We start from the raw sequence: 24,113 nt of genomic DNA on the forward strand, positions 1-24,113 counted from the left end.
AACCCGAGGCCGCCGCTCACCATGCGACGAATCGCAGGGTGAGAACTTGGTGATCGAACCCCGGAAAAGTGGCGCGAGCGCGGCAAGAGCGCCGCGCATCCGCGCTCGGCTCGCCGCAGCAGCGCGAGGCCTCGAAGGCGAGGGGCCGGATGCTCGATACGCAATGGTCTGAAATCATGGAAGATCGGAAAAACGAAAATCGCATAATCGATATTATGGAACCAGGAGGCGGTTTCGGGACAGGAATGCGGCGACGACGAGCGGACAGCGCGCAGATTAGCACGCGCCATATGGCGCGGCTCGGGTCGATCGGTTCAGGGATAATTTGGCCGCCCGGCTCAGGCCAGCTCGATCCGCATTCCGTCGAAGGCCGGCGTCACATTCTCCGGCAGAGTCGTGGCCAGCGCGTCATAGTCGAGATCGACATGCAGATCGGTCAGAATCGCGCGGCGCGGCTTGAAATGGGCGACCCATTCCAGCGCCTCGCCGACGGAGAGATGCGTGCCATGGCGCTTGTGGCGCAGCGCATCGATGATCCAGACGTCGAGCCCCTCGAGATGGCGGAAGCTCTCCTGCGGCACGGAATTGAGGTCCGGCGTATAGGCCAGGCCGCCGATACGAAAGCCGAGCGCGTCCATATCGCCATGGTCGAGCCGGAACGGCATGGCTTCGATGGTTCCGCCGGGACCGTCCACCGTCACCTCGCGGCCGAGATGGATGCGATGCTCGTCGAGCAGCGGCGGATAATAGCTGCCGGGCGGCGTCTTGAAGATATAGTCGAAGCGATCCGTCAGCATTTTCGCCGTCGGCTCGTCCAGATAGGCCGGAATGCGGCGGCCGCTCTCCAGCACCAGGCCGCGCACATCGTCGACGCCATGCGTGTGATCGGCGTGCGGATGAGTGAAGAGGATCGCGTCGAGATGGTCGACCTTCGCGTCGATCAATTGCTCGCGCAGATCGGGCGAAGTGTCGACCAGCACATTGGTCCGCGCGTCGCCCTCGGTTCGCGTCGCCAATATCGAGCAGCGTCGGCGGCGATTCCGCGGATTGGCGGGATCGCAGGCGCCCCAGCCCTGGCCGACGCGCGGAACGCCGCCAGAGGAGCCGCAGCCCAATATTGTGACGGCGAGGCTCATTCGGCCGCCCGCCGTGTCTCGATCGGCGTCATTTTGGAGAACAGCGCCAGCGCATTGGCCGTCGTCTGCGCCGCCATCTCCTCGAAGGAGACGCCCTTGGCCACGGCGAGCGTGCGCGCTGTATCGGCGACATAGGCCGGCTCATTGCGCTTGCCGCGATGCGGGACGGGCGCGAGGAAGGGCGCGTCGGTCTCCACGAGCAGACGCTCCAGCGGCACGTCGCGGGCGATCTCGCGCAATTCGCCCGAGTTCTTGAACGTCACCACGCCGGAAAAGGAGATGTAGAGCCCGAGCTCGACGGCCGTCTCGGCCAGCGCGCGCGAGCTGGTGAAGCAATGGAGCAGGGCCTTGAAAGCCCCCTTCCCCATTTCCTCGCGCAGAATTTCGGCGCAATCGGCGTCGGCGTCGCGCGAGTGAATGACGAGCGGCAGCCCGCTCTCGCGCGCGGCGGCGATATGGGTGCGGAAGACGCGATGCGCCAGCTCGCGCGGGGCTTTGTCATAGTGATAATCGAGCCCCGCCTCGCCTATGCCGACGCATTTCTCGTGGCGCGCCAGCTCGACCAGCTCGGCGGCGCTCGCCTCGCGCTCCTCATGGGCGTGGTTGGGATGCGTGCCGACCGTGCAGAACACATCCTCGTAACGCTCGGCTATGGCGGCGATCGCAGCGAATTTTTCGACATGGGTCGAGATGGTGACGAAACGCGCGACCCCCTGCGCCCGCGCGCGCGCCACGACCTCCTCCTGCTCGGGAGCGAAATCGGGGAAGTCGAGATGGCAATGTGTGTCGATCAGCATGGGCTCGGCCTGAACTCTCGGCGTGTCGGCGCCGAACCCTTAACGCGCCCGGCCGGGAATTGGAACGATTCTATTCGGAGGAGGATTCCGCTTCCTTCAGGCGACGATGCAAGTCTGCGACCAGCCATTGGTCGTTCGGCGAAAGACGGCCCTCCCGTTCCAGTCGCTCGACGATCTCGCACGCTTTGGCGTAGAGCTCGAGGGGGCGCTCCCCAGTCGCAGCGAGCTTGATATAGGAATCAGCCAAATCCTGCTGATACTGCGCATTTTCAGGATCGCGCTCGGCAAGCGCCTCGCTGACCAAAAGCCCTTTTTCGAAGTATTCGCGCGCCTCGGCTTCGTCGTCCGCCGCGATGGCGAGGCTGCCCAAACGACCATAGGAAACAGACAAATCCCGCAGCAACTCCGCATTGCCGGGATGAGCCTCGGTCAGCGCCTCTCTTACCGCATGCGCTTTTTCGAAATAGTTTTTGGCTGCAGATCCATCACCGACCGCGGTCGCGAGATCGCCCATTTTATTATAAGAAATCGACAGCTCCCGTCGAAATTGGGGATTGCCCGGCTCTGCCGTCGATAGCGCCTCCCTGATCAAAAGCCCCTTTTCTAAATACCGGGTCGCCGCGGCGCTATCGCCTGCCTCGAGCAACAAATAACCAATCTTGTTGCAAGAAATCGAGAAGTCACGCTGAAGCCGAACGTTGTCAGGATCGGCCTCGCTCAGCGACTCCACCAATTTCATACCCTTTTCAAAATGCTCCAGCGCCGCCGTGCTATCGCCTGCGACAAGGGACACATCGCCCAATTTATTGTGGGAAACCCAAAGGTCTCGCTGCAGCTTGGCGTCGTCTGCCACCTCCGCTTCCAGCGTTTCTGTCAGTTGCAGCCCTTGCTCAAAATAGGCGCGCGCCGCCGCCCGGTCGCCCGCTGCGACCGAGAGATCGCCCAGCTTGTTGAAGGAAGCAGATAAGTTTCGCCGCCACAGCATAGATTTCGGAAAGCGGGCCAAAACCTCTTCGCACATGCCTTCAGCGAAAAGGAAAAGGGCTTTGGCCGCCTCTAAAGTCTGCGTCCTACGCGCATTATCTCCGGCCTCGATCGCCGCCCAGAATTCATCGTCAGTTGGACCAGCGACGTCTCTTTCCGCAGCTGCCGCAGTGTCCGAATGAGAACACGCCGCACGCGCCCCTCCCGCCAAAAACGCCGCATCCTCCTCATCCAGCCGCGCGCCATCGAAACGCGTCGTCGCGTCGATCGTCGCGCGCCTGATATTGCACCCTCGCAAATCCGCGCCGGAAAAATCGACGCCGCGCAAATCCTCCCCGGCAAGGTCGATCCCCGCGAGCGTCAGGCCGCGGAAATCGGTGAGCGGATCGAGATCGCCGAGCCGCGCCATTGCCGCGAAAGACATGGGGCCGGCCGCTATGATCTTTTCGGCGCGCGCCGCGACATCGGCGGTCAATGTGAATTGCGAATGCGAAAGCGGATCGGTCTGCATGGCGGCGCCGAATGGCAGCGGACCAAAGAAGCCGGATGGGCCTAGAGCCATTTTGGAAACATCCTATTCGCTGTCGAGATCGACTCTGAGCAGCCTGTCGCCATGCTTGGCCAACAGCGCCGTCAGCAGCGCTTGCTTCTGTTTTTCCTGGCTCTTGGCGAATAGGCTGCAGGCGCCGAAATCCATGTCCGACACTTGCAGGCCGAGATCGACGCGCCCGCGCATTCGCGGCCGCTCGCCTTTCGCGACCTCGACGGAAGCGACGCGTCCGTCCACCTCGCCGCCATAGGCGACGGCGAAAATGTCGCCCTTCAGAAAGCCGCCGTCGGTGGCGGCGATCAGCCAGCTCTCGCCGCCTTCGACGCGGCCGGCGGCGCTGATCAGCTGCGGCGTCGGATCGGCGGCCGGCGTCGCAAAGGCCGGCTGCGTCATGCGGCCATTCTCGCATCCGACAAAAAGCTCGGCGCTGCGATAGCCGAAAGTAATATGGCCCTTCTCGCTCGTCGCGCGCATTTCGCCGCGAAACGTCACCCGGCAGATGACGGAGAAGACCTCCTTGGCGTCCTCGCCCTCGGCGGCGCGTCCTTGGCCGAGCGCGACATAGCCGGAGGCCGGCGCATATTTGTCGATCGCCGGCCGCGGCGGGACGGTCGGCTCCGGCGTCTTTGTCATTTGCAGTGGGGACAGTTTCGCCAGCGCGCTGGAAGGGCGTTCGGTTCTCGGCAAATTCGCCCGAATGAGCGAGGCGGGGACGATATAGCCGACGCGCAGATCCTCGCCCTGCCCCTCGCCGCCGAAATCGACCTGCGTCAGGATTCCCATCAGATTGGGCGCATTGGGCGTGAACAGCGGCGAGCCGCTGGAGCCTTTCTCGGCGAAATAGGGATTTTCCCGCGTGGCGGCGAATTTGCGCCAGCTCTTCGAATTCGTCCGATCCGCGATCTCGCCTTCGATCAGATCATCGGTGTTTCGCGTCGGGAGAAAGGCCAGCAATTCCGCTCGGCCCGCCTCATAGCTGTCGAGCGACAAGGGCAGACGCAACGCCTCCTCGGGCGTCGCGTCGGCGCGCAGAAAGGCCAGATCGGGCGATTGTCCGCGGCCGCCGATGCTGTGGACCAGTTTCGCGTGACGCGGATCGGCCTCTCGAAGAAAGGGAAACTCTATTCGTAAACGCCCTTCCTCGGGCGCGAGGGCGCGCGCATCCTCGACGACATGGGCGCAGGTGACGATGAGATCGCCTTCGATCAAAGCGCCGCAGCCGACGAATGCTTTTCGCATATCGGCCGTGAATATATAAACGAGAGCGGTTTCACGTTCAGGCATAGCAGAAAGGGATAGTATGAGCGCGAATATCATAATCGAGGCCGGCGAGGGCCGGAAGATATATTTCGGCGGAGCGGAGGGGCCGAAAGGCCTCGATTCCGTCGGCGCCCTCGACCGCGCGGCGAAGGCCTCGGCCGATCAATTCGCCAAGGCGATGGGCTCGCTCTCCGTGCTGGTCGAGCATTTGCGCAGCGCGGTCGAGGCGATCCCCGACAAGCCGCAGAGGGTCGAGATCGAGTTCGGCGCGTCGCTGACCGGCGATTGCGATCTCTGGGTCGTCTCCGGCGAGGGCAAGGCGGAATTCAAGGTCAAGCTCGCCTGGGAGCAGCCGAAGAAGGAGGCGTGAGCCGCCTCACGAGCATCCGGTGACGAGGCCGTCGCTGCGCCCGGCGCGCAGCGAGCGCGAGACGCGCGTCACCAGCGCATCGAATTTCTTCTTCTGCGACGCAGGATATTCGATCGAGACATTGTTCCAGATCTCGCCTCGGCAGGAGAGCAGCGAGCGGCGATAGAAAATGCGGTCGCCCTTCGTGCCGGAGACGACGACCCAATCCTTGCCCTTCTTGGCGTAGGTCACGGTCTCGCCCTCGCCGGGCGCGAGACGGTCGGCGAATTCCTGATCTTTCTGAAAGGCGCGATAACCGCCATAGACGGCGATCTCCGCCTGTCTGTCCGGCGAGGTGAAGACGCGGCCGTCGTCATTCTCCGGCGCCTCGCCCATGGTCCAGCCCTTTGGCACATCGGCCGTCGCGCCGAAGCGGGCGTTGCGATAGGCGATCCAGGCTTCGGCGCGCGACGGGCCGGCGCAGAGCATGGCCGCGACCGTCGCCGCCATCAAAATGAGGCTCGCTCGCGACCGTCTCATCTGCGTCTCCCCGTCAGCTTTTGGCGCCTTGCGCCTCGCCCTCCTCCACATAGCGCGGAAACACCGGCGCGGGCGCCGGCAGCGGCGCGCCGGGGCTCAGCGCATGCGCCTCGCCGGCATGGGCGAAATCGCGCGCATCGGCGGGAACGGCGAGCAGATCGAGCAAGCCCGAGGCCGCGGCCGGAATGAAAGGCTGCAGCGGAATGGCGAGCCGCCGCAGCGCCTCCGCCGTCACATAGAGGATCGTCTCCATGCGCTTGGGGTCGGTCTTCTTCTTCGCCCAGGGCTCCTCGCCGGCGAAATAGCGATTGGCGTCCCCGACGACACGGAACAGCTCCGCCAGCGCCAGATGCGGCGCATAGGCGTCCATCGTCTCGCGCGCCTTGCCGAGCGCGGCGGAGGCGTCGGCGAGCAGCGCGCGGTCTGCCTCGGTCAATTCGCCGGGGGTCGGGACGGCGCCGCCGCAATTCTTGGCGATCATCGACAGAGAGCGCTGCGCCAAATTGCCGAGGTCATTGGCGAGATCAGCGTTGATGCGATTGACGATCGCCTCATGCGAATAATTGCCGTCCTGACCGAAGGGCACCTCGCGCAGGAAGAAATAGCGCAGCTGATCGACGCCATAGCGCTGCGCGAGATCGATCGGGTCGATGACATTGCCGACTGACTTCGACATTTTCTCGCCGCGGCTGAACAGAAAGCCGTGCACGACGATCTGCTTCGGCAGAGCCACGCCAGCCGACATCAAAAATGCCGGCCAATAGATCGCGTGAAAGCGCGTGATATCCTTGCCGATGACATGGGCGTTCGCCGGCCAAAAGCGGGCGCGCTCCCCCTCCCCGGTCAGAAAGCCGGTCGCGGTGATGTAATTGGTGAGCGCGTCCACCCACACATACATCACATGCGGCGCATTGGTCTGCGGTTTCGGCGGGACCGGAACGCCCCAGTCGAATGTGGTGCGGCTGATCGAAAGATCGGTGAGGCCGCGCTTCACGAAGGAGACGATCTCGTTTTTATATTTCTCCGGCGTGATGAAATCGGGATGCGCCTCGTAATGGGCGAGGAGCTTGTCCTGATAGGCCGAGAGCTTGAAGAACCAGCTCTCCTCCTCCACCCATTCGACAGGCGTGCCGGTCGGCGCGAGCTTTTTTCCCTCGACCTCGGTGATCTCGCCTTCGTCGTAATAGGCCTCGTCGCGCACCGAATACCAGCCGGAGTATTTGGCGAGATAAATGTCGCCCGCCGCCTCCATGCGCTTCCATATCTCGAGCGCCGCCTCCGCATGGCGCGGCTGCGTCGTGCGCACGACATCGTCGGCGAGCGCGTTCAGCGTCTCGCCCATGGTCTGGAACTGGCCGGCGGTGCGGTCGGCGAGCTGCTGCGGGGTCAGCCCCTCGCGCTCGGCGGTGCGTTGCATCTTCTGGCCGTGCTCGTCCATTCCGGTCACGAACAGCACGTCGAAGCCGTCGAGCCGCTTGAAGCGCGCGAAAGCGTCGGTCGCGATGCGCTCATACGCATGACCGATATGCGGGGCGCCATTCGCATAGGGAATGGCGGTGGTGATCATGAAGGTCGGACGTTCAGCCATGGGCAAGGGTCTAGCGCGCTTTGCCGCGGCGGGGAAGCGGAAGGCGTGCGGCGCAGCAAAATTCCTGACTAGACGAAATGCGCGAGCGCCGCCCGCCAATGTTCGAGCTTGCGATCGAAGCTCATGGCCGCATGGGCCGGGCTGGTCGAAGGCAAGATCACGCTGGGCGGCGCCGATGCGGCGAGCGTCGGCGCGACCATCCGGCGATAGAGATCGCCCGCCTTGCCGCCATTGAGGCAGACGAGGGCCGTCTGCGGATGCGCCGCCAGAAAGCCGGCTATGTCATTGGCGACGACGCTGGCGACGTCGATCTTCTGGTCGAGGCTGCCCGGCCGCCGCCCCTGCGCGCAGACATCCCACAAAGCGACGCCCCTCTCCGTCAACCGCATGAGCCGCTCCTCATAGGGAAGCTCCGGCGCGACGCCGAACAGCCGCCCCATGATTGGCCAGAAAGCGTTGCGCGGCTGCGCGTAATATTGGACGCGCGCCAGAGAGATCTGCCCGGGCAAAGAGCCGAGGATCAGCACGCGCGCGTCGGCGCGGGAAACGGGCGGGAAGCCTTTCGAGGTCGGAATGACGTCCACGCAAAGCCTCTATCGGCGCGCCGCTTCTTCGAGATCGGCGAACACCTGCAGAATGAGCCCGCGCTTGTCGAAATTGAATACTTCCGTCTCGCGCGCCGCTTCGCCGATGCGCTCCCAGGCGCGCGCGTAAGGGGCGAGGCTCGTCGCGCTCGCGCCTTCGTGAGCCTTGGTCCGCACCACGGAATCGAGGAAGCGATAGAGCCCGCTCATGAAGGTCTCATAGGCCTGCTCATTGTCGCGTCCGGCGAGCCGGTCGGCGAGCGAATGAACGGCGAGCCAATCCACTTGCGGCAGGCGGGCGAACATCGCCCGCAGCGACGTGTCGAAGGCGACGCCGTCGCCGTCCAGCAGACGCAGCGCCTCGCGCACCGAGCCTTCCGCCCCCGCCGCGGCGCCGGCGAGCGTCTCCTGCGGCGCCTCGCCGAAGGGCGCGCCGAGCGCGCGGATCGCGGCGATGACGTCCGGCTCGCCCAAAGGCGCGAGATTGAGCTTGCGGCAGCGCGAGCGGATGGTCGGCAGCACGCGGCCCGGCTGATGCGCGACCAGCAGAAACAGCGAGCGCGCCGGCGGCTCCTCGATCAGCTTCAGCAGCGCATTGGCGCTGGAGCGGTTGAGATCGTCCACGCTGTCGACGATGGCGACGCGCCAGCCGCCCTCGCCCGAGCTCTGGTGAAAGAGATGGATCAGCCGCCGCACATCCTCGATGCGGATTTCGGTGAAATGCTTCTTGGTCTTCTCGTTCCACTCGCGGCGCAGCAGGAAGAGATCGGGCAGCGCCAGCGCCGCTATGCGTCGGCTGACGACGCTCTCCTCGGCGACGAAAAGCGACCGCGCGCTCGCCGCCTCGGGCGCGGCGGCGTCGGGATGCGCCAGCAGGAAGCGCGCGAGCCGCCAGGCCAGCGTCGCCTTGCCGATCCCCTCCGGCCCTCCGATGAGAATGGCCTGGGGCAGCTTGCCACGGCGAAAGGCGTCGAGCAGCTCGCTCTCGGCCCCGTCATGGCCGAGCAGGGCGTGGGTCTCGCGGGGATGCGGAAAATCGGCGAAACGATCGCTTTCCGGCGGAGCCTCGGCGTCGCGCTTCACGCCATCACGCTCTTCAAGGGAATGACGATCTCGGGCCGAAAAAAGCGCGCTTCGACGACATGCCAGATGGCCTCGGCCACCTCCTGCTCTGGCGCGAGCGCGTCGACGACGCAACAGCGGCCGGGCTCGCTCGTCGCTATGTCGAGATAGGCCTGACGCAGGCCGAGGTGAAACTCCAGCCCCTCGCGCTCGAAGCGATCGGCCGCCTCGTCCGGCGGCCGCCGCCGATGCGCGCGCTCGAGGCCGATCTCGGGCGGCAGATCGAGGATGATGGTGAGATCGGGCGACGAGCCCATCAGCGCGACGCGCTCGAGCAAAGCGATGAGGCGCGGATCGACGCCGCCGCGCGCGCCCTGATAGGCCCGGGTGGAATCGGCGAAACGGTCGCAGATCACCCAGGCGCCGCGAGCGAGGGCCGGCTTGATCAGACGGTCGAGATGATCGATGCGCGCCGCCGAGAACAAGATCGCCTCGCCGAGCGGACCGAGCGAAGCCGCCTTGCCGCCGAGCAGCGCCTCGCGCAGCGCCTCGGCATGGGGCGAGCCGCCGGGCTCGCGCGTCGCGATCGCCTCTATGCCCCTCTGCGCGAGGCGCTCCTGCAAGCGACGCATCTGCGTCGACTTGCCGGCTCCCTCGCCGCCCTCCAGCGTTATGAACTTGCCGGCGCGGCCCTTGTCCTGCCCACGCGCCGGGCCGAGCGGCGGCTCTACGCTCATTGCTTCTTCGACAGCTTGTTGTGAATGGCGCCGGCGGCGTATTCATAGGCGGCGTCGAAGGCGCGGCTGGCGAGCGAGCCCTTGTCGATCGTCTCCGCGGCTTCGAGCGGCTGCTCGAGCACCACGGTCGAGCCGCGGCGGATTTCGAGCTTGGCGACCTTGGTCCCCGCCTCGACCGGCGCGATCAACGGTCCCTCATAGACGATCTTGCCGGTGAGCTTCTCCGAGCCGCCGCGCTGCAGCAGCACTTTGATATCGCTCGACGCGCTCAGCGGCACGGAGCCGGCGGTTCCGCCATAGACCTGGGCGGAGCCGATGGTCTCATTGGCCTTGAACAGCGACTTCTCCTCGAAATTGCGGAAGCCCCATTGCAGGATCTTGCGCGCCTCCTCGGCGCGGTCCTTGGCGGTGCGCAGCCCATAGACCGCGACGATGAGGCGGCGGTCGTCCTGCACGGCGGAGCCCACCATGCCATAGCCGGAATCGTCGATATTGCCCGTCTTCAGCCCATCCGCGCCGATGCTCATGGTGAGCAGCGGATTGCGGTTCTGCTGCTTGATCTTGTTCCAGGTGAACTCCTTCTCGCCGAAATAGCGATAGAGGTCTGGATAGGTCTTGATGATATGCGCGGAGAGCTGGACCATCTCGCGCGGCGTCACCTTCTGATCCGGGCCGGCCTGCCCCCAGGGATTGCCGAAGATCGACCGGGTGAGGCCGAGCTCGGAGGCCCGCTTGTTCATGCGGCCGACGAAAGCCTCCTCCGATCCGGCGACGCCTTCGGCGAGCGTGATGGCCGCGTCATTGCCGGAATCGATCACCAGACCGCGGATGAGATCCTCGACCCGCGCCTTGCTGTTGACGGCGAGGAACATGGCCGAGCCGCCGGCCGGCGCTCCGCCGGCGCGCCAGGCGTGCTCGGAAACGGTGAACTCGTCGTCGAGCTTCAGCCGACCTTCGGCGATCTCGTGGAACACGACCTCCGCGGTCATGATCTTCACGGTGGAGGCCGGCGTCACATATTCGTCGGCGGATTTCTCCAGCAGCACGGTATGGGTGCCGGCGTCCACCAGAATGGCGCGCGGCGCGGTGGTCTGGAAGCCTTCGGCGAAAGCCGCCGTCGGCGCGATGAAGACGGCCGCCAGGGCGAAGCCGCAGCGGGCGAGGGATTTGGCGAGTGATTTGGGAAGGGAGACAGGCACGCGTCTTTCGCCTTCGTTCGATGCGCCGTCGAAGCGCGTCGACGGCCTCACGCAATGAGTTCCGTTGAAATGTGGCGCGTCGGAGGGCAGAAAGCAACGGCCTCGCGCGGCGCGCGGCCGCCCGGAGCGCCGGCGAGGTTAATTGAGCGCTTGCCGCAAGCGCAGATTGCGCGGCGACGCCGTTCCGAGATCGAAAGGCCGCGAGGGCGGCAGCGGCGCGCTCTTGGCCATGGCCTGCGCCTTGGCCGAGATCGGAGTCGGAATGGTGGAGACCGGCTCTTTCTCGACCGCGCGCGCCTCGGTCCGGCGCGGGCTCTCGGCCTCGCGCGCTTCGGCGCGAGAAGTCGTCCTCTCCTCATGCGCCTCGGCGCGAGCCATGCTCTGCGTTTCCGCCCGAGACGCGCTCTCCTCCTCACGCGCCTCGGCGCGGGCGGCGGCGCGCTCGGCCTGCTGTGTCTCCTCGGAGCGCTCCAGCCGCGCGACGCGGCTCGGCGTCTCGCGCAGATTGGTCGCCATCATGATCGGCGCGCCGCCCGGCAGCGTCGCAGGACGGCCGTCGTCGCGCAATGTCGCCAGCAGCTTGAGATCGTCGGAGCCTTCGAGCGCGGCGCGGCCGACGAAATCGACCTTCACCCGCGCCGTGCCGACGCGATGGAAATCCAGCGCCTCGGCGACGCGCTGCGAGACGTCCATCACGCGGCCGCCATGATAGGGGCCGCGATCATTGACGCGCACGATCATCGAGCGGTGATTGCGCAGATTGGTCACGCGCGCATAGCTCGGCAGCGGCATGGTCGGATGCGCGGCGCTGATGGAGGCGCTGTCGAACACCTCGCCATTGGCCGTTTTGCGTCCGTGAAAATCGGATCCGTACCAGGAGGCGAGACCCGTGGCCGTATAGGCTCGCTCGCTCGGATAATAGGTCTTGCCGGCGATCTGATAGGGCTTGCCCACCATATAGTAGCCGCCGCCGCGCGGCACTTCCTCGCCATCCGCGACGACGCGCGGGCTCGGCGCGACGCCATAGCGCGGATCGACCTGCGAGCGGGCGATCTTATTGTGCACGGCCGGCGGGGCGGACGAGCAGCCCGCGAGCGCGCAAAGGCCGAGAAGCGCGAAGGAGTAGCGAAGTTCCGGCAGTCTCGATCTCGATCTCATGTGAGGCGCGCATTCGCTCGAAATGGGGGACGGTTCGCTTCGCTGGCGCGGCCTCGGGAGGCCACGATGCGGGGCCCCGAAAACCGAGCTGCTTCGGCGCGACCGCACGCCTCAATGTCTCGCGCCCGAATTACTCGGGAGTTAACGCGCGTCGCGCTCCCTCTCCCGCATCCTCGAGCTTGGGCATGAGAAAGGGCGATTGCGACCAAATTGCGACGGGAGCTTCGCCGCCCGCCACAGATTCGCCCAATGCGCCCGTGCGCCGAAATCGCGAGATACGCCAATATCTTCGCGATTATTCGCGCGTTCACCATATTTCGCGATCCGGCCGCGCGAGATCGACGATGCGCGTCTCCACCCGCTCCGCGCCGCGAAACACATTGGCGCCCAATCGCGCGGCGACATGCAGCATCCGCCCGCGGCCCTGCAGCAGCGTGTCGCCGACCGGCGTTCCCACGGCGCGAAAGGCGATGGCGTCGAGCCTCGTCCCATCGCCGGATTGGATCCGCGCCCGCACATGGGCGGAGCCGACCACCGCGGCATCGACGATGCGCTGGTCCGGCAGGACGAAGACCGGCTCGGGATTGCCGGCGCCGAAAGGCCCCGCCTGCTCGAGCGCGCGGATGAATTCGACGCTCGCGCCGCGCGCCGTCAGCGCGCCGTCGACGAGCAGCGCGTCGGCGTCGCGAGCGCGCTCGACATCCTCTTCCAGCGCGTCGTTCATAAAGGCGCGAAAGGAGTCGATTCGCTCGCTCGCGAGCGTGACGCCGGCCGCCATCGCATGGCCGCCGCCCTTTTGCAAAAGGCCTTCCTCGACGGCCATCCGCACCGTGCGGCCGAGATCGACGCCACTCGAGCCTCTACCTGAGCCTGAGCAAACTTCTCCTGTCTTTGCAATGACAAAGGCGGGAATCTTGAACTTGTCCTTTAACCGCGAGGCGACGATTCCGACAATGCCGGGATGCCATCCCTCGCCCGCGACCACGAGGCAGGAGAGCCGGTTGGAGCGCATCAGCTGGCGGTCCGCCTCGGCCTCCGCCTCCTCCAGAGTGGCCTTCTCCAGCGCTTGCCTTTCGACGTTGAGCCGGTCGAGCTCGGCGGCAATGCGAGCGGCCTCAACGGGATCGCGCAAGGTCAGCAGACGCGCGCCCAGCGCTGCGTCGCCGATGCGGCCGCCGGCGTTTATGCGCGGCCCGAGCACGAAGCCGAGATGATAGGCGCGCGGCGGCCCGTCCACCCGCGCGGCGTCGAGCAGCGCCGAAAGGCCGATGCGCGCGCGGCCGCGCATGACCGCGAGGCCCTTCACCACAAAGGCGCGGTTGAGGCCCTGCAGCCGCGCGACGTCGGCGACCGTGGCCAGCGCCACGAGATCGAGACCTGCGAGGAGGTCGGGCTGTGGCCGGGCGTCGGTCCAATGTCCGCGCCGGCGCAGCTCGCGCGCCAGCGCCGCGAGGGCGAGAAAGGCGACGCCCGCCGCGCAGAGATGGCCGAGGCCGGAGAGATCGTCGGCCCGATTGGGATTGACGACGATCGCGTCCGGCAGGATCTCCGGCGCCTGATGATGGTCGATGACGATGACGTCGAGCCCCGAGGCCCGGGCCGAGGCGAGCGCGGCGTGGCTGGTCGTGCCGCAATCCAGCGTCACCAGCAGGCTCGCGCCCCGCGCCCTCAGCTCGCCGATCGCCTCGGCGTTGGGGCCATAGCCCTCGAGAATGCGGTCGGGAATATGGAGGAAGGGCCGCGGGCAGCCGCCCGCCTCCAAAAATTCGACGAAAAGCGCGGAGGAGGTCGCGCCGTCGACGTCATAATCGCCGAAGACGGCGATCTGCTCGCCCGCCGCCACCGCCCGAGCGAGGCGCTCGACGGCGGCCTCCATATCCTGCAGCAGCAGCGGATCGGGCATCAGCGCGCGCAGCGTCGGATCGAGAAAAGCGGCCGCCGTCTCCTGCGTCACGCCCCGCCCCGCCAGGACGCGCGAGAGCGCGTCGCCATGGCCGTGAATCTGGGCGATGGCCGCCGCCTGGGCCTCGTCACGCAGGCGCAGCCGGGCGCGCCAGGCGCGGCCTGCGATCGAGCGCTCGACCCCCAGAAACAGCGGTCGGTCGCTCCCGGCGATTTTGTCCAGCATCGAAGGCCCGGGGGAAGAAGCGAGAATCGTGATGGAGAAGCATCGCGGCCACGGTCCGGCCGGTCAATGCGGCGCAGAAGCCGTCCCCCGTCTTTACGTTCTTCCCCTCGCGGAAAAGCCGCCGCGCCCTCCCCGGCCAGGGTCGCGCTCGTTACGATCGGGGCATGACCGAAACGATTCGCCTCGCGGCCGGCTCCGACGATGGGGCCGAAATCTCCCTTCTGGGCGCCGAGCTGGTCTCCTGGCGCGCCGGCGGCGTCGATCTCGTCTGGGAGCCGCAGCCGGAGGTCTGGCCGCAAACGGCGCCGATGCTGTTTCCGGTGGTGGGCTGGACGCGCGACGGAATCCGCGTCGACGGCGCCCGTTTTCCGCTCGGCCTGCACGGCTTCGCGCGCCATAAGCGCTTCACTCTGCTGGAGCGGTCGGAGACGGCGGTCTCTTTGAGCCTCGAGGAGGACGAGGAGAGTCGCGCGCTCTATCCCTTCGCCTTCCGCCTCGAGGCGCATTTCTCGCTGCGTCCGGGGGAGCTGCGCGTCTCGCTCACGACCTCCAATCGCGACGCGCGCCCCCTGCCCTATGCGCTCGGCCTGCATCCAGGATTTCGCTGGCCGCTGGACGGCTCGGCGGCGGCGCATGCGATCCATTTCGAGACAGAAGAGAGCGGCGAGGTTCCGGTCATCGCGCCGGGCGGGCTATTTTCCGACCGCCGCCGCGCCATCCCGTTGGAAGAGCGGCGGCTTCCGCTTTCCGCCGCGCTTCTCGAGCAGGAGGCGCTGTGCTTTCTCGGCGCGGCGAGCCGGCGTCTCCTTTACGACAATGGCGAAGGGCTGGCGCTCGCGGTCGAGCTCGAGGATTTTCCCCATATCGCGCTATGGGCGCGGCCGCCGGCCCCTTTCCTCTGCATAGAAGCCTGGACCGGCCATGGCGACCCGGAGGATTTTTCCGGCGATCTCTATGAGAAGCCGTCCATGCGAATCCTCGCGCCGGGCGAGCGGGCGACTCATGCCGCCACATTCCGCTTGGAGAAGCGGAGGGCGAGCGAATAGGAATAAACCTTGCTTCCACACACTCTATCGGCTAGCGCGGATTGGTCGCGCGTAAAGGACGGGTCCGACATGAAATTCGCCGCCAATGTCATCGAAGCGATCGGCAATACCCCGCTCATCGAATTGAAGGCGGCGTCCAAGGCCACCGGCTGCCGCATTCTCGGCAAGGCGGAATTCATGAACCCGGGCGGCTCGGTGAAGGACCGCGCCGCGCTCTCCATCGTCCAGGCCGCCATTGCGGACGGCGCGCTGAAGCCGGGCGGCACCATCGTCGAGGGCACGGCCGGCAATACCGGCATCGGCCTCGCGCTGGTCGCCAATGCGCTCGGCTTTCGCACCGTCATCGTCATCCCGGAGACGCAGAGCCAGGAGAAGAAGGACACGCTCCGTCTCCAAGGCGCGCAGCTCGTCGAGGTGCCGGCCGTCCCTTACGCCAATCCCAATAATTATGTGAAGCTCTCCGGCCGCCTCGCCGAACGGCTGGCGAAGGAGACGCCGGAAGGGGCGATCTGGGCCAATCAATTCGACAATGTGGCCAATCGCGACGCCCATATTCGCGGCACCGGGCCGGAGATTTTCGCAGACACGGACGGCGAGATCGACGGTTTCGTCTGCGCGGTGGGCACGGGCGGCACGCTCGCCGGCATCGGCATCGCGCTGAAGGAGCGCAAGCCCTCCGTGAAAATCGCCATCGCCGATCCGCTCGGCGCGGCGCTCTATTCCTATTACACGACCGGCGAGCTGAAGGCCGCCGGCTCCTCCATCACCGAGGGCATCGGGCAAGGCCGCATCACCGCCAATCTCGAGGGCGCGCCGATCGATCTCGCCTATCAGATCCCGGACACGGAGGCGCTGCCTATTCTCTTCGATCTCGCCGAGAATGAAGGGCTGCTGCTCGGCGGCTCCTCGGGCGTCAATGTGGCGGGCGCGATCCGCCTCGCCAAGGAGCTCGGCCCCGGCCATACGATCGTGACAATCCTCGCCGATCTCGGCACGCGCTACGCCTCCAAGCTCTACAATCTCGAGTTTTTGCGCGGGCAGAATCTGCCGACGCCGGCCTGGCTCGAGCGGGCGGGCAAGATCGATCCGGGGTTCGTGTGAGGGAACGCGACGAGATTCATCGAGCAATCTCGAGCGTGACGTGCATGATGGGATGTTCTTCACGGATCGTTCGAGGGCTTGCGCATGAGCGGGGCCGACACACAAAAGTCGCTCGACGCAGCCGACCGTAGATTATTCATCGGCGCCGCGAGCTTCGGTTTTCTATTGCTGCTGACGATCATATTGTGCCCGATCGCGATCGGGCTGATGTATCGCTGGGTCTATGTGAGCGCGAGCGACATGGAGCCGAGCGTCCATCGCGGCGGGTTCGTCACGCTCGACCGACTCGCCTATGGGATCAGCCGTTATAGCCACGATTGGGATCATGCGCCGCGATGGGGCAGATGGCCGGACCTTCGGCCCATCCGAGGCGATGCGGTGATGTTCGTGACCGATGGCGGACAAGAGCGAATGTCGCGCGTTATAGGACTGCCGGATGACCGCGTGCGGCTCCAACGCAACGAGCTGTGGATCAATGGCGCGCTCGTGCCGCGACAAGTCGTCGGCCGTCCGGTGCGCATAGAGCCGGAAGCGAGCCGCTATCTCCTCGTCGCGGTCGCCGAGCAATTGCCCGAGGGACGCTCCTTTTGGCATTTCGAGGCGGTCGATGGCCAGGGGGAGCCGCTCGAGACGCCCTGGGGACGGACGCGGCAGTATGTCGTCCCGCCGGGTCATGTTTTCGTGATGGGCGACAATCGCGACAACTCGGCCGATTCCCGGCAGACGAGGATGGAAGGCGGCGTCGGCTTCGTGCCTATCGACAGGATTCTCGGCCGCATCAAGACTTACTACGAGCGTTGAGGCGGTAGGCTCGCCGCGATACGCTCGGCCTGCTCGACATCGTCCGGCCGGTTGACGTTGAAGAACGGGTCGTAGGGCTCGACCGGCCATTCCACTCGCGTATTGGCGTAACGCTCGATGAAGCCCGAGACCTTGCGCAAATCCTCCTTCACCAGCGCGTGGCGCAGCGGTTCGCGCAGCGCCACCGGCCAGAGGGCGACGGCGTGATGCACGCGGTCGGCCGATTTGGCGACGGCGATTTCCACCTTCGTCTCGGCGCGCGCGCTCGCGAGCCGCGCCGCGAGATCGAGCGGAACGAAAGGCGTATCCGCCGGAACGCTCAGCATGAGTGGAACATCGGGGAAATGCGCGGCGACATGATCTAGGCCGGCGAGCACGCCGGCGAGCGGCCCCGCGAAACCCTTCACCTCGTCCGCCACGATCGGCAGATGGAAATCTGCATAGCGGCTCGGATCGCCATTGGCGTTGAGCGCGAGGCGCAGGCATTGCGGCGCGAGCCGGCGGAGGAGATGCTCGAGGATCGGCGCGCCGCCGACCTCGATCAACGGCTTGGCGACGCCGCCCATGCGCCGCGCCTGGCCGCCGGCCAGAATGAGTCCGAAACAGCGTGTCATCTTCCCCTCGCCCGGCGGTTCCTCTCAGAACCTATACCATAGGGCGCCGAGCAGGCCGCGCTCGGCGGAATCATTGACGCCGCGCAGCGAGGCGCGAACGCCGAGCTGCAGGGCGACCTCGCGCGTGACGTCGTAGACCGCGCTCACCTGAGCTTTTTGCGAGGACATGAAAGGCGCCGATCCGCTCCAGGGAGAGAAGGAGAAAAAGCTCTGGGCCAGCAGCAGCACGCCATCGACGGGCCGCAGGCCGAAGGTCATCTCGCCGCGCAGCTCGTCGCCGCTCTGTCCGAGAGAGCGATAGCCGAGCTGCATGTCGCTGAAGCCGGACAGACCGAAAATCTCGACAGGCCAGCCCAATTGCAGACGCACATCCTCCTGCAATCGCCGCTTCATGTCGAGATAGGTCTGCGCGGCGGGCGTCGCCGCGCGCAGGCTCCCTTGCACGGAGAGAATGGTCGCGCCCCATTCGAGCAGCCGCAGCCGGCCGCCGATCCAGCCCGCGCCGAGTCCCTCGTAACGCGCGCCGCCGCCGAGGCCGGGCGGCAGATAGAGCGGCGCGCCGGCGATCGCTTCCGCCGTCAGATATTGCAATTGCTGGAGCTGGCGCTGCTCATTGGCGCCGCGGAAACGCATATAGCTCGACTCGGCGACGAAGGTGATCTCGTCGATGAGGCCATATTCGACATAGGCCTGCGTCTCGAATTTGGCATAGGAGGGCGCGGCGACGAGCTTGCCGCGCGAGTCATAGGCCTTATGGGCGTCGGCGAAGCTGGTCGAGAGGATGACGATCCCCTCGCCCGGCTTTTGCAGAAACGCGCCGGCGCGGCACGCCGCCGATTGTAGAAACGACAGCGCCGCGACACAGGAGCAGATACGCGCCCATGAGCTCATGAAGAAAAACGCCGCATCGAGGCCCGAACGCAAGCTGCTGATCGAGCGACGAAACGCTAAAATGAAATCAATTTGTCCACAAGCGTCCGCGCCGCGGACGCCGATTCATGGTGAAAACATACGCTTCAGGCGGAGAAGCTCTTTCCGCGCCAAGCGACGCTCTCGAGCTTCAATTCGCCTTTGCGCTCGAAGGCGTCGGGACGCAGGCTGAGCTCGCCGTCGATCATCTCCAGGCCGAGCAGCCCATAGGCGGCGGACAGCATGCGCGCGGCGGCGCCCGTGTACCAGCTCCAGCCGCCGCGGCCCTCATAGCCCTCGCCCTCATAGACGTCGGCCGGCTGCTGATGCGGCGCGAGGCCGTAAATATCGGCCTGCTCCGGCGTCGTCAGTCGCGACAGCGGCGAGATGGCGAACCAAGCGTCCCACGCGCGCGCGAACAGCGCGTCGGATTGCGCCTGATCGCCGCCGGCGGCGGCCTCCAGCGCGAGGCGCGTCAGCGCGTCGATCAGCCAGGAGACGCCATGCGAATATTGGCCGCCATTCTCGCGCACGCCCGGCGGATATTCGGCGCTGCGGCCGGGATAGGGACGCGAGTTCTCGTCGAAGAAAGGCGTCACCAGCAATATGCGATCCGGCCGCGCGAGCGCCGCCAGCGCATTGTCGAGCGTCTCCTTGCCGCGCGCGAAATCCACCGCGCCGGAGAGGATCGGCCAGGAGGCGGTCATGGCGCTCATCGGCGCGACCTCGCTTCCATCATCCGCATAGGCGCGCAGGAAGCGGTCGCCCCGCCAGCAGGAATCGAGCGCAGCGCGCAGCGCCTCGGCGCGCGCGCGATAGCGAGCCGCTCGTTCGGCGTCGCCGCGCGACTCGAACAAAGGCGCGATATCGACGAGAATCCCGTGCAGGAAGAAGCCGACCCAGACGCTCTCGCCGCGTCCCTGCGCGCCGAGCAGATTGAGCCCGTCGTCCCAATCGCCCGTCCCCATCAGCGGCAGGCCATGGGCGCCGAAGCGGTCCAGCGAATAGTCGATCGCCCGCGCGCAATGGCCGAGCAGCGTGTCCTTGTCGCGCGAGGTCAGCGGCACGCTGGCGTTTCCTTCCCGATCGGGCGGCGTCAGCTCCGCCTCGAGGAAGGGCTCGATCGCGTCGAGAATGGCGTCGTCGCCGGTTCCCTTCACATAGCGGACGGTCAGATAGGGCAGCCACAGATGCGGGTCGGAGGCGTGGGTGCGGTCGGCGATGCCGCAGCCGCCGTCCGGCGCGTCATGCCACCATTTCACCGCGTCGCCCTCGATGAACTGATGCGCGGCATGCTTCAAAATCTGCGCGCGGGCGAGTTCCGGCGCGAGATGAATGAGCGGCAGCACATCCTGCAGCTGATCGCGATAGCCGGTCGCGCCCGAGCGCTGCGCCGGGCCGGAGCGGCCCCAGAGCCGCGAGACGAGCAGCTGATAGGGCAGCCAGTCATTCACCAGCCGGTCGAATTCCGGCCGATTGGTCTTCACCCGCAGCACGCCGAGGCGAGCGTCCCAATCGCGCTTCGTTTCTTCCAGCGCGCGTGTGGCGTAGGCCGGATCGCTGGCGAGCGCGGCGAGAATCTTGGAGCTTTCGAGCGTCGGCGTCTGCCCCATGGCGACGACGACGAGCGACTCGCCCTCGGCGGGAACGTCGATCGCGCCGGAGAAGCTCGCCACCTTGCGCTGATGCTCCGGCGCGCCGGCGTCGGGGTGGCCATGCTCGACCATATAGGGAAGCGCCGGGTCGCGGCTCTCATGGCCGAGGAAGCGTCGCCGCGAGGTCTCGGCGAACTCCGCCGCGATCGAGGTGGAGACGAAGGCCCAGCCCTGGACGAAATTATTGTCCGGGTTGCGGAAGTAGAGCGCGCGATTGTTCTCGCCCGCGAGGGCCTCTATGCGGCCGAGGCTTTCGTTCGGCGTCTCGGCGAGAACGATCTCCATCGCCGGGGTGATCTGCAGCAGACGCTCGTGATCGTGGCGGTTGATAATGCGCAGCAGCTTGATTTCCACCGGCTGGTCCGGCGGGACGAAGACGGTCAATTCGAGGTCGAGACCGTCGCGGCTAGAACGATAGATCGCATAGCCGAGGCCATATTCGATCCTGTGCTCCGCGTCGCGCCGGCGCAGCGGCGCGAAGGTCGCCGAATGCGCGTCCTGGCGGGCGAGGTGATAGACGTAAATGGCCTGTCCCGCTGGCGTCATGCGGCCCTCGCCCATGCGGAAGGGCGTCAGGCTGTTGAGCCGCGAATTGCCGTGGAAGGAATAAATATCGCCATGATTGCCGAGCACCGCGCCCTGCCCGACCGCATTGGCGATCACATGGGCGTAGAGCCGCGTCGTATCGGGGCGCAGCGTCAGGCTGCGGCCGTCCTCGGCGAAAGCGTAGCGATGCTCGGTCGGCGCCGGCGGATGCAGCAGCGCGCGCTTGCGCGCCAGCGCCGTTTCCACACTCGCGAAATCGACGTCGCGCGCGAGGTGCTCGGCGATCATGCGCGTCGCCGAAGCGATGTCGCGCGCCCAGCCGTCGACGATGACGATCTCCGCCGCGCCGCCGGCCGCGATCTCCAGTTCCGCGCGCAGGCTGGCGATCGGCTCGAAGCCGAACAGCAGGCCCTCGTCTGACGGATCGCGCGGCTGATCGCCATTTCTGAGGCTGTCCGGCGATCCGGCGGCGCCGAGGCCATAGAAGCGCGCCTTCACATCCTCATAGCCGACGACGCGAAGCCGCGTGCCTTCGGCCGCGCCGATCGCATGAAAGCCGACCTCCGGCGAAAGGCGGCGATCGACGTCGCGCCGCGCGCCGCCCTTCAGCAGGCGGTTCTGCGCGATAATGGCGTTCAGCCCGCCGACGAACCATGTGCCGATGTGAATGGCGTTATAGGCGGCGTCCCGCTGCTCGACGCCGGTCTCGTTCAGCACCCATTCGCGAAGCGTCGCGAGTGTGATCTTGCGCGGTCGCTGCTCGAGATCGACGAGGCGCAGGCGCGTGATCTCCACGGCCTCGTCCGGCGCGAGCGCAATCTTCGCTTCTATGGCGAAGCCGCCCTGCTCCATCAGCACGTAGAGGAAAGTGCAGCCCTCGCTCTCCAGCGACACTTTCTCGCAGCGCGCGCAGGTCGGCGCGGAGCCGAGCGACCAGAGATCGCGGCCCTCCTCGCGGAAGAACAGAAAGCGTCCGCGCGGATGCGCGTGATCGTCGGGCCTGCGGGTGAGATCGATCGGCGGGCCGCCGCGGGCGACGCCCTCGACGCGCATCGCGCCCTGGCCATCCTCGAACCATTGGCTGGTGACGAGGCCATTGGTCAGCTCGAAGGGCTTGGAGCCGGGCGCGCCGCCGGCGCCGGTGACGCCTTCCAACGGCAGCTTGCCGGCTTTGGCGAGCTGGATCAGCAGGAAAATCACCAGCGCGATGGAGAGCGCGCCCGCATAGGCCATATAGCCGCCCATGAGGTAGGAATAGGACGGCGGGCGCAGATGCGCCATGCGCTCGGCCGCGCTCCAGGCCTGATCCCATTCCGCGCCGCGCGGAATGTAGAAGGGCAAAAGCAGCGGCGCCCAGGTGGCGAAGCGGCGCAATCCTTCCGGTATGGCGCGGCTCTTCTGCGCCTTGCCGATGAAGCGCGCGGCCTTTTCGTCCGCGACATCGCCGCCGACGAAGGAGAGGTTCACCAGCGTCGCGACGCGCAGTCCCATATGGTCGAACCAGATCAGCACGCGGATGGCGTCATAGGCCAGCAGAGCCGTGAATATGTCGAGGCTCCAGGCGCGGAAATCCTGATCCGGCAGCGCGTGATTCATCCATATGGCGACGATGGTGCGGATGAGGCCGTCCTGATTGTACCAGGCCGGATCGGGCGAGGCCTTCAGAAAGGAATAGATGACCGGCGCCATCCATAGGCCCCAGCGCAGCACGCGCACTGCGTTCTCGACCAGCATGTCGAGACCTTCCCAGCTCGCGAGCTGGCGCAAAGGCGCGAGGCTGCGGCGCACCAGCGCCGTCAGGAAGAAGAGATTGATCGAGAACAAGGGCGCGGCGAACACCCATTGGATGACGCCCGACAGCGACTCGTCGAAAAAGAGGCGAACGCCACCATCGACGAAGCCGAGATTGGTCGCGCCCCATTTGGAGAACAGCGGGCGGATGACGTAATCGGCGACCGGTCGACCGTCGGCGGCGTAGCTCAGCGAGATATAGGCGAAGAATTTCTTGGCGATCGTCGAGAGCTGATCGGCGTCGAGATACCAGGCTACCGCCCCGCCGACGAGCCCGCCCAAAAGCGCGCCCAGCGCATAGACGCGCCAGCTGCGTAAATGCTGGCGGCGCTTCTGCTGAAGCGCATAAAGATCGAAGCCCATGTCCACGCCGGCATAGGCGAGAAGCCCCGCCCCGGCGCCGAAGAGGAAGCGCGCGCCGCCGTCCTCGTGCGGCAGGCCGAAGAGCAGCGCGAAACCGACCGCCGCGCCGGCGACGAGGCCGCGCGGGATATTGGCGGTCCGCTCATATTCGAGCCGCAGCCTCGCGTAGAATGGCGGGGTCGAATCCGTGCTCTCGACGATGGCGCGCAGCAGCGGGAATGTCGCCGCGCCGATCAGCGCGCCGCCGACCGGACCCGCCGCGACGAGAAGCCCGAGCGCCGGCGGGAAGCTCACAATGAGCCCGGCGACCAGCAGCAGCGCCATGAAGACGAAGCCATAGACGGCGCCCTTGGCGGCGCCGGTCTTCCAGTCGTTGAGCACGATGACCGGCAGAGACGGCGTCCCGCGCAGCATTCCCGCCATGGCCTGTGTGACGAGATAGGTCTCGCCCCAAAGACCGGCCTGCGCCGCGGCGGCGAGCAGCGCCGCGACGATGATGGCGACCGGCGCCGGCAGAAAGGCGACATGCGGATGTGCGCCGAGGCTGGCGATCTCCGGCGTGACGGCGGCGATCAGCGCGGCGAGGAACAGCACGCCATGCGGACGCCATTGCTGCGGCAGATAGCGGCCGAGCGCCAGCGGCGCGCCGACGATGACGGCCTCGTTCAACAGAAAAACAATGAGCGTCCGCGCCGCGATGACGCGCGCCGTCTGCGGAACGTCGAGACCGAGGAAGAGCAGCCCGCCCAATTCGCCGACGACACGCGAGCCGAGCGCGACCAAAAGGCTGAACAGGAATGGGAGAAGGAATAGCGCCGCGCGCAGCGCGAAAGGCGAGCCGGGAAGAATGGAGACGCCGAGCAGATAGAGGCCGACCGCGGAGCCCGCGCCGATCGGCGTCAAAGTGAAGAGGCTGGAAAGCGTCTCCGGCGCGCGCCACAGCACGCCTGCGGGATCGCAGAGCAAGGCGAGCGCGCCAATGGCGAGGAAATCAATGGCGAAATCGACGCCCTGGCGGATGCGCCCCTGCGCCGGGCGCAAAAGGAGCAGCGCCGTCGCGGCGAAAAAGCCGGCGACGAGCATATGCTCATGGCCGCCGCCCGCCTCCGTGGCCGAAACGAGCGAGCAGATCGCGCCGAATGCGATCCGCCCAAATCGCGCGCCTGCCGTCGGCAGGCCGGCTTGGTGAGGCGCCATAGGGGTCTCCAGCTTGCG

Annotated in this window: 19 protein-coding genes; 4 read left to right on the top strand and 15 right to left on the bottom strand. The window is 66.4% G+C overall.

The window, feature by feature from the left end; all coding sequences use genetic code 11:
• Positions 1-338: 338 nt before the first annotated feature.
• The 4 genes from METLW4_RS0106395 to METLW4_RS0106410 form a co-directional block, all read right to left on the bottom strand.
• Complete coding sequence (locus tag METLW4_RS0106395) at positions 339-1,136, bottom strand: MBL fold metallo-hydrolase (RefSeq protein ID WP_018265378.1); 798 nt, start codon at positions 1,134-1,136, stop codon at positions 339-341.
• Positions 1,133-1,933 (bottom strand): TatD family hydrolase, encoded by an 801-nt coding sequence (locus METLW4_RS0106400; protein WP_018265379.1) that lies wholly within the window; start codon positions 1,931-1,933, stop codon positions 1,133-1,135. The genes METLW4_RS0106395 and METLW4_RS0106400 overlap by 4 nt, the downstream gene beginning before the upstream one ends.
• A gap of 70 nt (positions 1,934-2,003) precedes the next feature.
• On the bottom strand, positions 2,004-3,479 hold the full coding sequence (locus tag METLW4_RS0106405) for a pentapeptide repeat-containing protein (RefSeq protein ID WP_018265380.1): 1,476 nt from the start codon (positions 3,477-3,479) through the stop codon (positions 2,004-2,006).
• 12 nt (positions 3,480-3,491) lie between these two features.
• Positions 3,492-4,706 carry a S1 family peptidase gene (locus tag METLW4_RS0106410; RefSeq protein WP_157234936.1) on the bottom strand — a complete coding sequence of 405 codons (1,215 nt, stop codon included), beginning with the start codon at positions 4,704-4,706 and terminating at the stop codon, positions 3,492-3,494.
• Positions 4,707-4,767: 61 nt separating this feature from the next.
• On the opposite strand from METLW4_RS0106410, the gene METLW4_RS0106415 reads away from it, so the two are divergent.
• Positions 4,768-5,097 (top strand): CU044_2847 family protein, encoded by a 330-nt coding sequence (locus tag METLW4_RS0106415; RefSeq protein WP_018265382.1) that lies wholly within the window; start codon positions 4,768-4,770, stop codon positions 5,095-5,097.
• A 6-nt stretch (positions 5,098-5,103) separates the two neighbouring features.
• On the opposite strand, the gene METLW4_RS0106420 is transcribed toward METLW4_RS0106415, so the two are convergent.
• From METLW4_RS0106420 to recJ, 8 genes are all read right to left on the bottom strand, one after another.
• Positions 5,104-5,616 (bottom strand): hypothetical protein, encoded by a 513-nt coding sequence (locus tag METLW4_RS0106420; protein WP_245258415.1) that lies wholly within the window; start codon positions 5,614-5,616, stop codon positions 5,104-5,106.
• Between the two features lie 13 nt (positions 5,617-5,629).
• Positions 5,630-7,204 (bottom strand): methionine--tRNA ligase, encoded by a 1,575-nt coding sequence (metG, locus tag METLW4_RS0106425; protein WP_245258416.1) that lies wholly within the window; start codon positions 7,202-7,204, stop codon positions 5,630-5,632.
• Between the two features lie 68 nt (positions 7,205-7,272).
• Positions 7,273-7,788 (bottom strand): DNA-deoxyinosine glycosylase, encoded by a 516-nt coding sequence (locus METLW4_RS0106430; RefSeq protein WP_018265385.1) that lies wholly within the window; start codon positions 7,786-7,788, stop codon positions 7,273-7,275.
• 9 nt (positions 7,789-7,797) lie between these two features.
• Complete coding sequence (locus METLW4_RS0106435; protein ID WP_018265386.1) at positions 7,798-8,871, bottom strand: DNA polymerase III subunit delta'; 1,074 nt, start codon at positions 8,869-8,871, stop codon at positions 7,798-7,800.
• Positions 8,868-9,587 carry a dTMP kinase gene (gene tmk, locus METLW4_RS0106440; RefSeq protein WP_018265387.1) on the bottom strand — a complete coding sequence of 240 codons (720 nt, stop codon included), beginning with the start codon at positions 9,585-9,587 and terminating at the stop codon, positions 8,868-8,870. Before tmk ends, METLW4_RS0106435 begins: the two co-directional genes overlap by 4 nt.
• A complete protein-coding gene (locus METLW4_RS0106445) occupies positions 9,584-10,786 on the bottom strand; it encodes a D-alanyl-D-alanine carboxypeptidase family protein (protein WP_043332316.1) in 1,203 nt (400 codons plus the stop codon). Before METLW4_RS0106445 ends, tmk begins: the two co-directional genes overlap by 4 nt.
• Before the next feature lie 138 nt (positions 10,787-10,924).
• Positions 10,925-11,944: a septal ring lytic transglycosylase RlpA family protein gene (locus METLW4_RS0106450; protein ID WP_018265389.1), complete on the bottom strand. Its 1,020-nt coding sequence runs from the start codon at positions 11,942-11,944 to the stop codon at positions 10,925-10,927.
• Between the two features lie 307 nt (positions 11,945-12,251).
• On the bottom strand, positions 12,252-14,072 hold the full coding sequence (gene recJ / locus METLW4_RS0106455) for a single-stranded-DNA-specific exonuclease RecJ (RefSeq protein WP_018265390.1): 1,821 nt from the start codon (positions 14,070-14,072) through the stop codon (positions 12,252-12,254).
• A 164-nt stretch (positions 14,073-14,236) separates the two neighbouring features.
• On the opposite strand from recJ, the gene METLW4_RS0106460 reads away from it, so the two are divergent.
• The 3 genes from METLW4_RS0106460 (at position 14,237) to lepB (ending at position 17,020) form a co-directional block, all read left to right on the top strand.
• A complete protein-coding gene (locus METLW4_RS0106460) occupies positions 14,237-15,118 on the top strand; it encodes an aldose epimerase family protein (protein ID WP_018265391.1) in 882 nt (293 codons plus the stop codon).
• Between the two features lie 69 nt (positions 15,119-15,187).
• On the top strand, positions 15,188-16,219 hold the full coding sequence (locus tag METLW4_RS0106465) for a cysteine synthase A (protein ID WP_018265392.1): 1,032 nt from the start codon (positions 15,188-15,190) through the stop codon (positions 16,217-16,219).
• 84 nt (positions 16,220-16,303) lie between these two features.
• Positions 16,304-17,020 (top strand): signal peptidase I, encoded by a 717-nt coding sequence (lepB, locus tag METLW4_RS26335; RefSeq protein ID WP_018265393.1) that lies wholly within the window; start codon positions 16,304-16,306, stop codon positions 17,018-17,020.
• On the opposite strand, the gene mobA is transcribed toward lepB, so the two are convergent.
• The 3 genes from mobA to METLW4_RS0106485 all read right to left on the bottom strand — a co-directional run bounded on the left by mobA (position 17,008) and on the right by METLW4_RS0106485 (position 24,095).
• Complete coding sequence (gene mobA / locus METLW4_RS0106475; RefSeq protein WP_018265394.1) at positions 17,008-17,634, bottom strand: molybdenum cofactor guanylyltransferase MobA; 627 nt, start codon at positions 17,632-17,634, stop codon at positions 17,008-17,010. The two genes, lepB and mobA, sit on opposite strands and share 13 nt — an antisense overlap.
• Positions 17,635-17,658: 24 nt before the next feature.
• Entirely contained in the window at positions 17,659-18,525 is an 867-nt protein-coding gene (locus tag METLW4_RS0106480; RefSeq protein ID WP_026191302.1) for a hypothetical protein, read from the bottom strand.
• A 125-nt stretch (positions 18,526-18,650) separates the two neighbouring features.
• Positions 18,651-24,095: a GH36-type glycosyl hydrolase domain-containing protein gene (locus METLW4_RS0106485; RefSeq protein WP_026191303.1), complete on the bottom strand. Its 5,445-nt coding sequence runs from the start codon at positions 24,093-24,095 to the stop codon at positions 18,651-18,653.
• Positions 24,096-24,113: the final 18 nt, after the last annotated feature.

Origin of the sequence: Methylosinus sp. LW4 (genome assembly GCF_000379125.1) — a bacterium.
GTDB lineage: Bacteria > Pseudomonadota > Alphaproteobacteria > Rhizobiales > Beijerinckiaceae > Methylosinus.